This is a genomic window from Micromonospora sp. NBC_00617, assembly GCF_045161355.1.
GTDB lineage: Bacteria > Actinomycetota > Actinomycetes > Mycobacteriales > Micromonosporaceae > Micromonospora.
Genome location: NZ_CP107751.1, coordinates 5,576,182 through 5,588,818, shown reverse-complemented (window position 1 = coordinate 5,588,818; position 12,637 = coordinate 5,576,182). Strand labels below are relative to the sequence as shown.

Annotated in this window: 15 protein-coding genes and 1 tRNA gene; 9 read left to right on the top strand and 7 right to left on the bottom strand. The window is 71.1% G+C overall.

The genetic code is table 11. From position 1 onward, the window contains the following. The 7 genes from OG505_RS25730 (at position 1) to OG505_RS25700 (ending at position 5,294) form a co-directional block, all read left to right on the top strand. The gene (locus OG505_RS25730) at positions 1-801 is read left to right on the top strand and encodes an ATP-binding cassette domain-containing protein (RefSeq protein WP_405428345.1); all 801 of its coding nucleotides are present in this window, start codon (positions 1-3) and stop codon (positions 799-801) included. Then, positions 798-2,120, top strand: coding sequence for a hypothetical protein (locus tag OG505_RS25725; RefSeq protein ID WP_405428343.1), 1,323 nt, complete (start codon positions 798-800; stop codon positions 2,118-2,120). Before OG505_RS25730 ends, OG505_RS25725 begins: the two co-directional genes overlap by 4 nt. Further along, complete coding sequence (locus OG505_RS25720) at positions 2,117-2,689, top strand: hypothetical protein (protein ID WP_405428341.1); 573 nt, start codon at positions 2,117-2,119, stop codon at positions 2,687-2,689. The genes OG505_RS25725 and OG505_RS25720 overlap by 4 nt, the downstream gene beginning before the upstream one ends. 131 nt (positions 2,690-2,820) lie before the next feature. Continuing rightward, entirely contained in the window at positions 2,821-2,997 is a 177-nt protein-coding gene (locus OG505_RS25715; RefSeq protein ID WP_405428339.1) for a hypothetical protein, read from the top strand. 160 nt (positions 2,998-3,157) lie between these two features. After that, the gene (locus tag OG505_RS25710) at positions 3,158-4,051 is read left to right on the top strand and encodes an acyltransferase family protein (protein WP_405434709.1); all 894 of its coding nucleotides are present in this window, start codon (positions 3,158-3,160) and stop codon (positions 4,049-4,051) included. A 557-nt stretch (positions 4,052-4,608) separates the two neighbouring features. Beyond that, positions 4,609-4,887, top strand: coding sequence for a type II toxin-antitoxin system Phd/YefM family antitoxin (locus OG505_RS25705; RefSeq protein WP_218105002.1), 279 nt, complete (start codon positions 4,609-4,611; stop codon positions 4,885-4,887). Next, positions 4,884-5,294 (top strand): type II toxin-antitoxin system VapC family toxin, encoded by a 411-nt coding sequence (locus OG505_RS25700; protein ID WP_405428337.1) that lies wholly within the window; start codon positions 4,884-4,886, stop codon positions 5,292-5,294. The genes OG505_RS25705 and OG505_RS25700 overlap by 4 nt, the downstream gene beginning before the upstream one ends. 115 nt (positions 5,295-5,409) lie before the next feature. Here the strand turns inward: OG505_RS25700 and OG505_RS25695 are convergent. Next, positions 5,410-5,481: transfer RNA gene (locus tag OG505_RS25695), tRNA-Lys, on the bottom strand. A 205-nt stretch (positions 5,482-5,686) separates the two neighbouring features. Here OG505_RS25695 and OG505_RS25690 point away from each other — a divergent pair. Together OG505_RS25690 and OG505_RS25685 are read left to right on the top strand one after the other, a co-directional pair. Continuing rightward, on the top strand, positions 5,687-5,989 hold the full coding sequence (locus tag OG505_RS25690; protein WP_405428335.1) for a hypothetical protein: 303 nt from the start codon (positions 5,687-5,689) through the stop codon (positions 5,987-5,989). A gap of 129 nt (positions 5,990-6,118) precedes the next feature. Further along, entirely contained in the window at positions 6,119-7,201 is a 1,083-nt protein-coding gene (locus OG505_RS25685) for an NAD-dependent epimerase/dehydratase family protein (protein WP_405428333.1), read from the top strand. A 126-nt stretch (positions 7,202-7,327) separates the two neighbouring features. Here OG505_RS25685 and OG505_RS25680 read toward each other — a convergent pair whose 3' ends face one another. From OG505_RS25680 to OG505_RS25655, 6 genes are all read right to left on the bottom strand, one after another. Next, positions 7,328-8,524, bottom strand: a complete 1,197-nt coding sequence (locus tag OG505_RS25680) for a hypothetical protein (RefSeq protein WP_405434707.1) — start codon at positions 8,522-8,524, stop codon at positions 7,328-7,330. Between the two features lie 122 nt (positions 8,525-8,646). Beyond that, positions 8,647-9,396, bottom strand: a complete 750-nt coding sequence (locus tag OG505_RS25675; protein WP_405428331.1) for a ZIP family metal transporter — start codon at positions 9,394-9,396, stop codon at positions 8,647-8,649. A 42-nt stretch (positions 9,397-9,438) separates the two neighbouring features. Next, complete coding sequence (gene eis / locus OG505_RS25670; protein WP_405428329.1) at positions 9,439-10,629, bottom strand: enhanced intracellular survival protein Eis; 1,191 nt, start codon at positions 10,627-10,629, stop codon at positions 9,439-9,441. A 90-nt stretch (positions 10,630-10,719) separates the two neighbouring features. Then, complete coding sequence (locus OG505_RS25665; protein WP_405428327.1) at positions 10,720-11,412, bottom strand: hypothetical protein; 693 nt, start codon at positions 11,410-11,412, stop codon at positions 10,720-10,722. Further along, the gene (locus tag OG505_RS25660) at positions 11,409-12,254 is read right to left on the bottom strand and encodes an ATP-binding cassette domain-containing protein (RefSeq protein ID WP_405428325.1); all 846 of its coding nucleotides are present in this window, start codon (positions 12,252-12,254) and stop codon (positions 11,409-11,411) included. The genes OG505_RS25665 and OG505_RS25660 overlap by 4 nt, the downstream gene beginning before the upstream one ends. Then, a complete protein-coding gene (locus tag OG505_RS25655; protein ID WP_234588553.1) occupies positions 12,251-12,589 on the bottom strand; it encodes a PadR family transcriptional regulator in 339 nt (112 codons plus the stop codon). The genes OG505_RS25660 and OG505_RS25655 overlap by 4 nt, the downstream gene beginning before the upstream one ends. Positions 12,590-12,637: the final 48 nt, after the last annotated feature.

Sequence of the window (12,637 nt, the reverse complement as noted above, 5' to 3'; positions counted from 1 at the left end):
ATGCGAGCGGTGAGTACGGCCGAAACGGCCGCCACCATCCACCCCTGGGCAATTCACGCCGAAGCGCTGAAGGTGCGGGCCGGGCGTCACCTGGCCGTCGACGGGCTCGACCTGAGCCTGGCCACCGGCGTGCACGGTCTGCTGGGGCGCAACGGCGCGGGCAAGACGACGTTGATGCGTGCCCTCGCCACGGTGCTCAAGCCGGCCGGAGGTCGACTCACCCTGCTCGGCAGTCCGGTCGACGGCCGCGCCGACCTGCGCCAGGCCCGGCGTGCGCTGGGCTACCTGCCGCAGCACTTCGGCCACTACCCGCGGTTCACCGTGCGCGAGTTCGTGTCGTACCTGGCCTGGTTGAAGGAGATGCCGAAGCCCGACATCCCGGCTGCAACCCAGCGCGCGATCGACCGCGTCGGGCTCAGTGCCAAGGCCGACGCCCGCCTCCGGACACTCTCCGGCGGGATGCTGCGCCGGGCCGGCGTCGCCCAGGCCATCGTCAACGATCCGCGGGTGCTGCTGCTGGACGAGCCGACCGTCGGCCTCGACCCCGAGCAGCGCCTCGACCTGCGCGAGTTGCTGCGCGATTTGGGTACGGACGCCTGCGTACTGGTCTCCACCCACCTCGTCGAGGACGTGGTCGCCGCCTGCACCGAGGTCGTGCTGATCAACGAGGGTCGGCTGGTGTGGCAGGGCACACCAGCCGCGTTGGCCGCGCAGGGCGACGAACACCACCCGGGCGACAGCCCCGCCGAACGCGGCTATTCGGCTCTGCTCCGCCGCCACCTCGCGGAGGCCGCCCGATGAGCGTCCTCGGGATCGAACTGCGGCGCTCCGCCGCGGCCGGCGCCGCCCTGATCACGTTGACGGTCGGCGTCGCCGCCCTTTACACCGCCCCGGGACGCTGGTCGGAGGGCTGGATGTCCCTCGCGCTGACCGTGAAGGAATACATGATCCTGCTGTGGCCGATCGCCCTGGCCGCCGGAGCGTGGCAGGGCCGCCGCGAGCACCGGGCCAAGGTCGGCGAACTGTTCGCCACCACACCCCGGTCCCGTGCTCGCCGGATGCTGCCGGTCCTCGTCGCGATGGGGGCGTCGGTCGGGCTCGCCTTCCTGTTCGTGGTCGGCGCGGGCGGCATGCGGATCGCCTCGACCGCCGCCTACTTCCCGCCGGACGTCGTCGCCATCACGCTGGTCGGCGCGCTCTGCCTCGTCGCGGCGGCCTGGCTCGGCCTGGGCATCGGGCGGCTGCTGCCCACTCTGGTGACCGCTCCCGTGCTCGCCGTGGCCGGTGTGCTGCTGGTCTTCTTCACCGCGATCATGCGACCGGACTGGGTGGGCGCCATTCTGTCGCCCGCCTACGGCAGCAGCCCGTTCTACCCGTTCCAGACCATCGACCCACGGGTGACCGCCGTGCTCGCCCTCTTCATGGGCGGGCTCGCGCTGACCGGCGTACTCCTGCTGGTCGCCGGTGGCCGACGAGCCTCGGTGGCCGCCGCGCTGCCGGTGCTGCTCGGCTTCGGCGTCGCAGCGGCGATCGTCCCCCGCGACGAGGCCGCGCTCGTCGCACCGGTCGACCCCGTCGCCCGCGAACTCGTCTGCACCGACGACGCGCCGAAGGTCTGCGTCACCCGCGTCAACGCGAACGTGCTGGACGCGCTGACCCCACTCGCCCGCCAGGGCCTGGCCGTCCTCGCGCAAATGCCGGACGCCCCCACGCAGGCGCACGAGGACAGGCGGGCCTACCTCATCGAGGACGCGCCCGTCCGCGACGCGGACATCGTCACGATCGACGTCCGGATCGACGACCACGGCGGCCTGGCCCACGCCGACGCCGTGGTCCCCGAGATGGTCTTCGGCCTGGGCACCGGGTACGGCAACCTGGAATGCGAGCGCAACGGCGCGGTCGAACGGGCAGCCGCCTACCACCTGCTCGGCCGCGAGCCGGTCTCCGACGTCGGCGTGATCCCCGAGATGATCGAGGAAGAACCGCAGCTCAACGCCGAGGCGGTCACCCTGTGGCAGGGCCTGCAGAAGCTACCCGCACCGGAGGCGATGTCCCGCGTGACTGCGGTACGCGACGCGATCCTGGCCTGCCAGGACCCGACCGGACTGCTGTCGCGATGACCCTGCACCTGCGCGCACGACGCGTACCCCTGGCGCTGGCCGCCTCCGTCGGCGCCGCAGCCCTGATCTGGGCGCTGTGGCTGGCCCTCGCGAAGGAACGCGACGCCATCCTCCTGCTCGTCGTGCTGACGGTCATGCTGATGGTGGCGGTCCTGTCGACCACGCTGGCCGCCCCGGACGAAGACCTGGAACGCACGGCCGCACTGCACTGGCCGTGGCGCCGAGCTGTGCATCTGCTGGCCGCGCTGGCGCTCGTACTCGTCGTGCTGCTCGCCACCCAGCTCACCGGCGCCCGTTTCGGCCCCGCCGCGCTCGTGGTCCGCGATTCCGCCGGCCTGCTGGGCCTGACCGCCCTCTGCGCGGCGGTCGTGGGCGCGGCCCGCGCCTGGTTCCTCCCCATGGGCTGGGCGGTCGTCGCCGCCATGTTTCCCCAGCCGAGCACGTGGGGCGCGCTCGCCACCTGGCAGGGGCAACCCCACACCAGCCGGCCGGCGGCGGCGGTCGCGGCCGTCCTGGCAGTCACGGGCCTGGTGACGTACGCCTTCGGTGGAGCCGCCCGACGGGAGTGACGGCGGAGTCGACTTCAAGGCTGGTCGCGGCCCGGCCCCTCTGTCAGGGCAGATGGAAGCCTGGCATTATGCCTGGAGCGCCAGCCGACCCTCGGTCAGGCCGATGCCCCCTCAAAAGGTGCCAGATCACGATGAACCCTCCCAAAGAACGCATGCCTCGGGTCGAATCACTGACCGGGTTGCGCTGGTTCGCCGCGTTCGCCGTGTTCCTGTTCCACGCGAACCAGATCATCAAGCTGCCCGCCGTCTACGGCATCAAGGTTGGCGACTTCTTCCGGTTCGGCGACGCCGGGGTCACGTTCTTCTAGTTCTCTCGGGCTTCGTGCTGACCTGGTCGTTCTCTCCGGCAGTGGGCACCGGGACGTCTACTGGCGCCGGTTCACCCGAGTGTGGCCCGCGCTCGTGGTCAGCACCATCATCGCCTGGGTCAGCTTCGACCAGGTCTGACACGACAGCTGGAAGCGCACTCTGCTGAGCCTGTCGCTGACCGAGTCGTGGTTTCGCCCGGCGGACTTCCTCGTCGCCAACCCGGTGGCCTGGTCGGTCTCCTGCGAGGCCTTCTTCTACCTGCTCTTCCCGTTCGTCATCCGGCCACTGCTGCGGCTGCGGCTGCCGGCGCTCGCGATCATCGCGGCGGCCGGCCTGTTGATTGAGTGGGCCTACTGGTTCTTCGTGCAGGATCTGATCGACCCGAAGCAGTACTGGATCCAGCTCTCCTGGTACCTCCGCTTCCCACCGATCCGATTCATCGAATTCCTGCTGGGAATGATCGCCGCCGCCGCGCTGCTCCGCGGATGGCGGCCGAAACTCAATCTGTGGCTCGCCCTGTCAACGGTGCCCGCATCGGTGCTGCTGCTGTGGGCGGGTGCCCGGCAGGGCTGGTGGGGTGCGCACTGGTCGCAGCAGGGTCTGGTGCCCGCCTGCGTACTGGTGGTGCTCGCGGCAGCGATCCGCGACATCTCCGGGCGGCCCTCGATCTTCCGGAGCAAACCACTTGTCGCCCTGGGCGCCTGGTCCTACGCCTTCTACCTGGTCCACCTGTCGGTCATCCACTGGCTGATGGGCCCGGTGACGCCCAGCTCCGCGGGTTGGTCGAACCTCAAGGTCCTCCTGATCTGGGCGGTGATGGGCATCGCGCTAACCTGGGCCTGCTACCGCTGGGTCGAACACCCGGTGGAGAGGTTCCTGCGCAATCTCTACCCGCGCCGCGTGCCGCCCGCGCCACCCGCGCCGCAGGAGCCGCAGGAGTTGGCTGCGGCGTCTGAGGAGCGCACCGAAGTCGTCCTGACCGGGCACGGGGTTCTGAGTCAGGAATTCGAACCCGGCGTCTATCGGAGCACCGGGAGTTACGAGGTCCGTTGATCCGGCACGGGGTTGGGTACATCCGGTTCGGCTGCTCGGGCTGACCTGGGCGGATGCCGGCCGTGGTTGCGCCGCTACGTGCTTGCGCCGCTACGTCCCAAGGCCCTCGCGGCCGGCTTCGTAGCCCTCGTCAGCTATTCCACCGGGTACGGCCCGCGCTGGCAGGCAGCTGGACACTTGGCATGGGAGTGGGTCAATGAGCGAGTGACCCTATTGGCCCTGGTGACTCCTTTAGCGGGCACGCACCGGACACGGCAGGGACTGCCGCGCGCTTCGGGCTGCTGGCATGATTCGCGCCGTGGGCCTTATTTGTGGCTACTTCTCGGCTGCTTCCGATGATGCTGCCGCCGCAGTGGCCGATGTTCTCTGGGGTCCGCGCGACTCCTCAGGTCGTGCTGAGGTGACCGAGGTCCAACGGCGCGGTGCCGGCTGGTGGCTCGGGCGCGCCTGCCTGGTAGCCGCGCTGCTCGTACCCGTCAAGTTCTGGCCGGCGAACGGGCAGCCCGGATGGGGCCACAAACTGGCTCCGTAGAACATCTTGTTCTACACTCGTGTCCATGGAACGCATCGGTGTCCGGGAGCTGAACCAGAACACGAGCCAGGTGTTGGCTCGGGTGAGTGGCGGCGAGACCGTCGAAATCACCGATCGCGGACACCCGATCGCCCGGCTTGTTCCGGTGGGCGACGACAGGTCGGTGCTGGCCAAGTTGGTAGCGGCAGGGCGAGCCGTCGCCCCCACCGGCGGCGGCTCTGTGCCACTTCCACCTAAGCTCGGTGACGAAAATGTGGACGTGGCTGCCTCGCTCGCTGCGATGCGTGACGAGGAGCGCTGGTGATCTATCTCGATTCAGCTGCCGTCGTCAAGCTGGTTCGGCAGGAGATGTGCAGCGCCGACCTTGTCTCGTGGCTCAACAAGCATGACGACGTGCCGCTGGTCTCTTCCGCTCTCGTTGAGGTGGAGGTGCCCGGAGCGCTGCGCCGATCAGCTCCGCAGGCGTTGATCGGAGTGCCGGCTGCCGTCGGACGGCTGTTCCGATTGGAGATCGACAGCACGATCCGTGCGACCGCAGCCGCGTTCGCCGAGCCGACGCTCCGCAGCCTCGACGCCATCCACCTGGCCACCGCCCAAGTGCTGACCAACGAGTCCGGCACAGCACTCACCGCCTTCGTCACCTACGACCGGCGGCTACTCGAATGCGCCCAGGAAGCAGGACTACCCGTGGCAAGCCCTGGCCAGAACTGACCCGCGAATCCACCACCCTCGCAAATCCGGCCGCCGTACGGCAGCGCGGCCACGACATCGGCCGTGCGCTGCACTTCTGCGACCTTGCACCCCTTGATTTGGGGATCCGTTTCGGTGGGCCGCCAGGGACTCGAACCCTGAACCTATGGATTAAAAGTCCACAGCTCTGCCATTGAGCTAGCGGCCCGCGCGCTCAGGTTACCTGACAGTCAGCGTCGTTGACTCTCGGCTTCCAGTCGGCCGTCGATGCCTGGTGAGCCCAGGTGATCAACACCAGGTCGGCGATGTGGCGGTGTCCGGGGCGACGGATACCGCCACGTCGGGGAGGTGGAGTGGATCACGCCGACCGCACGCCGCGCATGGCGGGGGACGGCTGGGGAATGGGGACGGGCATGAGCGCGAGCGGCAGCCCGGCGGTGGCGGCTTCCGGGGAGGAGATCGGGCCGGACGGCGTACGTCAGCCGGGCGGCAGGGTGCATGCCTGGCTGCCCGGCCAGAACCAGACCGTCTGCGGGCTGGCGCTCAGCCGGACCCGGCTGCGCCGCTTTCCGCACGTGCGCTTCGACTACCTGGGTACCGACGTGCTCACCGAGGCGGACGCGGTGGGCTGGATCGGCCCGCGTTGCCTGGCGGCCACCCTCGGTCGCCCTGGCAAGGAGAAGCACGGCTGGGTCCGCGACTCGCCGCGCCCTTGATCGACTCGGGTTCAGGGAAGTCGGGCTGTCCCGCCCACGCCGATACCCCGAGATGCAGGAAGCCGATTTTGATCAAGGGCGCGGCGCGCGGGGCGGTTGACCGGCTGCTGGACGGGTACGGGGTCGGGCATGCGGATCGTGGTGGTGGGGGCGAGCGGCAACGTCGGTACGGCGCTGCTGCGACGGCTGCGCCGGGAGCGCGGCGTGGAGCTGGCCGGGGTGGCTCGCCGACTGCCCGGCCCGGATGCCGGTACGCCGTACGACCAGGTGGAGTGGCACTCCTGCGACATCGGTGCGCCGGGCGCGGCGGGCCAGCTCGCCGAGGTGTTCGCGGGAGCGGACGCGGTGGTGCACCTGGCCTGGCAGATCCAACCCAGTCACGACCAGCGGGTGCTGCGCCGGACGAACGTCGACGGCAGCCGGGCGGTGTTCGAGGCGGTGGCGCGGGCCGGGGTGCCCACCCTGGTGTACGCCTCGTCGGTCGGCACGTACGCGCCCGGCCCGAAGGACCACCCGATCAGCGAGCGGTGGCCAGCCACCGGGGTCCCCGGCTCGTCGTACAGCGAGCACAAGGCCGAGGTCGAGGCGCTGCTGGACGGGCTGGAGCGAGAGCACCCGACGCTGCGGGTGGTTCGGCTGCGGCCCGGTCTGATCTTCCAGCGGGACGCCGGTACGGAGATCACCCGCTATTTTCTCGGCCCGCTGGCACCGGTGCGACTGCTGCGCTTCGGCCGGATACCGCTGGTGCCGACCAACCGACGGCTGCGGATGCAGGCGGTCCACGCCGACGATGTGGCTGACGCGTACGCCAGGGCGGTTCTGGGTGATGCGCGCGGCGCGTTCAACGTCGCTGCGGACCCGGTGCTGACCCCGGAGCTGGTGGCTCGGCACTTCCACGGCTGGACGGTGCCGGTCGCCGCTCCGGTGCTGCGGGTGGCGGCGACCCTGACCTGGCGGGCGCGGTTGCAGCCGGTGGACGCGGGCTGGGTCGAGTTGGGCCTGAACGCGCCGCTGATGTCCAGCGAACGGGCCGAGACCGAGCTGGGTTGGGTACCCAAGATCGATGCTCTGACCGCGCTCAAGGAGCTGTTCGCCGGCATGGCCGGTGGCGAGCACACGGCCAGCCCGCCGCTCTCCGCGGCGCGCACCCTGCCCGGCCGCCCCGCCGGCCTCCTGCGCGCCCACCCGCCAGGCGAAAAGAACCCCTACTGACGCGGTGATCAAGAGCTTTGGGTCAGAAAACCCGGCCTCGGTGACCCGAACCTCTTGATCACCTCCGGCAGGCCGGCAGGCCGGCAGCCGGCAGGCGATCAGGCCGCAGGCACCACCAACCGGGGGTCAGGCGGGCTTGGGGCCGATCACCTCGGGGTTGCGGGCGCCCAGGAAGAAGATGCCGCGGTAGCCGGGGGTCTCGAACTTGCCGCTGGGATTGCGGCGCAGCGTCGAGTTTTCGATCTTCATCGTGCCGGTGCGGTTGTTGCTGACGAAGAAGATCGCGCCGCCGCCCTCGTTGGCCTTGTTGTTCTCGATGATCGTGCCGGCGATCCGTACGGTGAACTCATTGCCGTCGCAGTAGATCGCGCCGCCGCTGCCGCCGCCGGGCGTACCCGACTTGGCCGGGTTGGCGCCGCTGCCGATCGCCTCGTTGTTCCGCAGCAGGCTGTTGAGCACCACCCAGGACACGCCGATGCTGCTCAGCGCCCCTCCGTTCGAGCAGGAACCGCCGTCGAAGGTGCTGCTCACGACGTACACCGGCTTGTTGTCGTACTGGCTGAGCACCCGGACGGCCGCGCCACCCAGGTCGGGGCCGGTGCGGTCGCAGCGGTTGTCGACGAAGCGTGAGTTGACCACCTTGAGCCGCCCGCCGCGGACGAAGATCGCGCCCCCGCCGCCGCCCTCGGTCCGGTCGCCGGTGGAGTTGCCGTCGGCGAAGGTCAGGTTCTGCACGGTGAGCTGCGGGTGGTCCTGGTTCTGGCAGTGCGAGGTGGTGAAGCCCTGGGCCTCGTCGCAGGTGTTCATGTAGAGGATGCGGCGCTGCCCCTGGCCGCTCAGCGTCACCCTGCCGCCGCCGTCCAGCACGATCTTCGGCCCGTTGGCGTTGCGGACCTTCGCGGTGGCGGCCATCTTGATCGTCACCGGGGCCGGTCCACAGTTGAACGTGATGACGCCCCCGGCGGCCACAGCCTTCACCACCGCCGCCGAGGTGCAGCTCGCCGGCGTGCCGGTGCCGATGGTGCGGGTCGGCTTCGACGTGTCCACCGCGCGCGCCTCGGTCGGCACGGTGGCGTGGCCGTTCGGGTTGCCAGCCGCGAGCGCCTTGGCGGCCGAGGTGGTCGGCTTCGGGCTCGCGCTGGCCCCGGGGCCGCCGAGACCGTCCCGGCCCGCCGGTGCGACACCCTGGTCGCCCGTCGAGGGGGTGTCCGGCGTGGCCTGCGGGGTGGCCGACGCGCCGGCCGGAGCCGGATCGGTGGACCCGCAGGCGGGCAGGGTCACGGTGGCGACACCGAGGACGAGCAGAGCGGCAAGCGACGTCATGCGCACCGGATGATGCTAGGAGCCCCGACGGCGTCGCGACGAATCCGCCGTGCCGGCTTAATGCGCCGCTAAGCCACGTCGCGTGGCGCGACAGCCGAGCCGGCCCCGAAGACCCGGCGCGTTCAGGCGTGGGACAGGGCGAACGCGGTCAGGAAGCCGGCGACCGTGATGAGGCCGACCAACAGGTGGGCGCTCTCGAACGCCTCCGGGACCATCGTGTCGGTGATCATGGCGAGGATCGCGCCGGCGGCCAGCGCGGTGATGGCGGCCAGCACCTCCGGCGGTGCGCCGCCCAGCAGGGTGTTGCCGAGCAGCGCGGCCACACCGCTGATCAGCGCGATCCCGGTCCACAGCAGGAAGACGTACCGCCGGGTGCGACCCGCCTGACGCATGCCGGCCGCGCTGGACAGCCCCTCCGGGACGTTGCTGAGGAACACCGCCGCCACGGTGACCAGGCTGACCGCGCCGCCGCTGAGCAGGCTGGCGCCGATCACGACCGATTCCGGTACGCCGTCCAGCAGCGCCCCGACCGCGATCGCCGACCCCGAGCCGGGCTGCTCGCCCTCGGAGGGCTGCTGGTCGCCCGAGCGCTTGCGGTTTCGCGCGCCGTGTCGGGCGAGGCCCACATTGGCCAGGGTGTAGACGACCGCGCCACCGGCCGCGCCGAGCACGGTGGGCAGCATCCCGCCCTGCTCGTGGGCCACCGCGATCAGCTCGTACGAGACGGCGGAGAGCAGCACCCCCGCGCCGAACGCCATGATCGACGCGGTGATCCGCTGCGGCACCCGGGCGAAGAAGCCGACCACCGCCCCGATCAGCAGGGCCGACCCGGCCAGCAATCCCCAACCACCCGCCTGCAACCACTCCGGCATTCCGGGGACCGTACCCGCCGGACCGAGGTCGGCAAACCGCGCTCAGAAGTCGGCGAAGAGGTACGGCACCCGGCGCCCGAAGATGTCGCGCAGCTCGGTGGCGGCGTCGGCCGGCACGTCGCCGAGCCCTCGCAACGGCAGCTCGGCCGGGTCCAGCACCCCGTACGCCAGGGCGGACAGCCCGGCCGCCGTCAGCGTGGCCGTCGGCGTGCGGCCGTCGTCGTCGGAGACCAGTTCCAGCGCGCCGGTCGTACCGTCGAGCAGATGGGTGCCGGCCAGCCACCGGTCCCCGGTCAGTTCGATCCGGACCCGGCCCGGGCCGGCGGGCAGCCCGTGCAGCGCGTCCAGCGACAGCAGCCGGGCCATCGGTGCCGACGAGCCCGGCCGGCCCGCCCGCGCCTCGACGTGCACGTCCAGGTCGGTCAGCCACAGCTCCGGCAACTCGTCCGGCGGGACCTGGACGGTGACGCGCCCGACCTGGTCGACGTGCCGGGCGAAGAACTGCAACAGCAGCGTACGGGCGAGGGGGTCGACGACCAGCAGCTCGTTGCCGATCAGCGTGCCGCCGTGGTCGTCGATCCGATACGTGACAGCGCCGGTGACCTCACCGGCCACCCGGGCGGTGACCAGCCAGTACTCGTCCCGGTCACGCAGGCCGGCCGCCCGGTGGTCCGGGAACACCGAGAAGCCGTGCCGGGTCTGCAGGCAGCGCTCGGTGAACGCCCGCCACGCGGGATAACCGGCGGCGATCCGCTCCCAGCCCACCTCGCCGGGCAGCTCGGCGCGTACGAGTGAGCCCAGGTCGGCCGGGGAGAAGGCGACCGTACGCGGCTTGGGCAGCCCCACGTAGCCGAAGCGCGCGTAGAAGCTGGGCCGGAACGGGTAGAGCGCGCTGAGCACGTGCCCCTCGTCGCGCATCTCGTCGAGGAGCTGGTGCAGGAGCCTGCGGACGTGCCCCTGCCGGCGGGCCAGCGGATGGGTGGCCACCCCGGCGACACCGGCCATCGGCAGCACCACCCCGCGCAGGTTCTGCCGCATGCCGATGGCCGAGACGGCGGCCAGCGTGGTGCCGTCCTCCTCGACGATCAGCGTCCGGTTGCCCTCGTTGTAGGGCAGGTAGTCGCGGAACTCCTCCACCCGGGCGGCACTGAGCGGCGATGCCTCGAAGGCGTACGCGGCCAGCGGGAAACTCGTGGTGAGACGTTCGTCGGCGGTCACCCGTCGGATGGTCATCCGCCCATCTCAACCCGCCGGCCAGGTGACAGCAACCGGATTGGCCCGATCCGTGGGCGACCGCGGCCCGACCCGCTGTGCCGCCGCCCGTCAGCCGACGGGCAGGTGCCGCAGGTGTCGACGGCGGCGCAGCCGGACGGTGGCCACGGAGGCCACACCGAGGGCGAGCAGAGTGGTGACGACGATGCCGTGCAGCACTCCCCGGGCGAGGTAACCGTCGTCGGTGTGGTCCACCGACCAGGTGGCGATCTCCCGGCTCGACCAGAACGGCGTCAACTTCGCCCCCGATCCGGCCGGGTCGATAAGCATCTGCACCGTCACCACGGTGAGCAGCAGGAGCGTCCCCTCAAGTTCGCGGGGCAACAGCGCGCCGATCAGCATCCCGAACGGCGCGGCCACCCCGACGGAGCAGAGCAGCGCCGCGGCCAGACCGCCGTACCGCAGATCGGCGCCGTCGATCATGGGGAGCAGGAAGAACGGCACGGAGATGACCAGGCCGACCGCCCACAGGCCGAGCATCCGACCCAGATAGAGGTGATGCGGCCGGTAGCCGGCCAGCCGCAGCCTCGGCTCCAGCTCCCGCGCGGCGGTGGTGGCGAACAGCGCGGCGGTGCTTACCGCCCAGCCCACGCCGAGCAGCAGCGAGCGGACCGACTGCCCGAGGTAGGCGTCCCGTCGGATCAGGTAGAAGGTCAACGGCATCAACAACAACAGCAGGAGTACGCCTCGGCGCCGCAGCAGTTCCCGCAGGGTCATCTCGGCGACGGTGACGAGCCGGTTCACGGGTGGCCTCCCTGGACGCCGGGCGCGACCCGCCCGGACTGGTGTGCCGGGGTCAGGTCGAGCACGGTGTCCACCCGGTCGAGTTGGTTGAGCAGGTGGGTCACCACGACGATCGCCGTGCCCGCGTCGCGCAGCGCGCTGAGCTGGTCCCAGAAGTTGACGTAGGTGCCCTGGTCGAAGCCCTGGTACGGCTCGTCGAGCAGCAGCACGTCCGGGTTGCTGAGCGCGGACATCGTCAGGTTGAGCTTCTGACGGGTACCGCCGGAGAGATGCCGGGCCTGCACGGCGCCGCCCGCCTCCCAGCCAAGCTGTCGGGCCGCCGCCCGGCCGGCGCGACGGGCCGGCCCTCTGGCGACGCCCTGGCCGGCGCCGACCAGGACGAAGTGCTCGTCGGGCAGCAGGAAGTCGGCGGTGCCACCGGACTGGGGGCAGTAGCCGAGCCGCCCGGAGACCGTCACCTCGCCGCTGTCGGGTGAGATCAGCCCGGCGCAGATCCGCAGGAAGGTGCTCTTGCCGCAGCCGTTCGCGCCGACGACTGCGGCGATCTGTCCGGCCCGGACGGTAAGTGTCGCGTCGCGCAGCACGGTCTGTCGGCCGTACCGTTTGGTGATGCCCCTCGCGTGCAGCCGCACCGGCCCGGGCCGTGGCCCGGGGGCGGTACCGATGCTCTCGACGATCGCGTTCGCGTAGTGCTGGGGCGGGCCGAAGACGACCCAGGGGTCCCCGCCCCCCTCGCGCAGGTGTGTGGCGGCCTCGGCGACCACGTGCCGGGCGGCGTCCGCCGCGACCCGGCGCTGGTGCAGTTCGGCCGTGAGCGCGCGTAGCCAGTCGTCGGAGTTCACCGGGCGACCCCCTTCGTGACGATGTCGTTCACCGGCCGGACGAAGGTGAGCCAGGCGGCGCCGCCCTGGCGCAGCGCGGTGTGCCCGTCGTCGGTGAGCCGGTAGTACTTGCGGGCCGGCCCGGCGGTGCCCTCCCGCCACTGCGCGGTCACCAGTCCGGTCTTCTGCAGGCGCAGCAGGACGGGATAGAGCGTGCCGCCCTGGATCGGCCCGACGCCCGCCGCGTCGAGCGCCTGGGCGAGCTGGTAGCCGTAGGACTCGCGTTCGGCCAGCAGGGCCAGTACGCAGATGTCGAGCACCCCCCGCAGCCACTGCCCGCGCCGGTCCGATTCCACCCGCCGGACACTAGCGGTGTCAGCTAGATGGCACAACTATCTAGTGGC

Coding starts and splice junctions, on each gene's coding strand:
- OG505_RS25730 (WP_405428345.1), top strand. CDS start 1: ATGCGAGCGGTGAGTACGGCCGAAACGGCCGCCACCATCCACCCCTGG.
- OG505_RS25725 (WP_405428343.1), top strand. CDS start 798: ATGAGCGTCCTCGGGATCGAACTGCGGCGCTCCGCCGCGGCCGGCGCC.
- OG505_RS25720 (WP_405428341.1), top strand. CDS start 2,117: ATGACCCTGCACCTGCGCGCACGACGCGTACCCCTGGCGCTGGCCGCC.
- OG505_RS25715 (WP_405428339.1), top strand. CDS start 2,821: ATGAACCCTCCCAAAGAACGCATGCCTCGGGTCGAATCACTGACCGGG.
- OG505_RS25705 (WP_218105002.1), top strand. CDS start 4,609: ATGGAACGCATCGGTGTCCGGGAGCTGAACCAGAACACGAGCCAGGTG.
- OG505_RS25690 (WP_405428335.1), top strand. CDS start 5,687: ATGAGCGCGAGCGGCAGCCCGGCGGTGGCGGCTTCCGGGGAGGAGATC.
- OG505_RS25685 (WP_405428333.1), top strand. CDS start 6,119: ATGCGGATCGTGGTGGTGGGGGCGAGCGGCAACGTCGGTACGGCGCTG.
- OG505_RS25680 (WP_405434707.1), bottom strand. CDS start 8,524: ATGACGTCGCTTGCCGCTCTGCTCGTCCTCGGTGTCGCCACCGTGACC.
- OG505_RS25675 (WP_405428331.1), bottom strand. CDS start 9,396: ATGCCGGAGTGGTTGCAGGCGGGTGGTTGGGGATTGCTGGCCGGGTCG.
- eis (WP_405428329.1), bottom strand. CDS start 10,629: ATGACCATCCGACGGGTGACCGCCGACGAACGTCTCACCACGAGTTTC.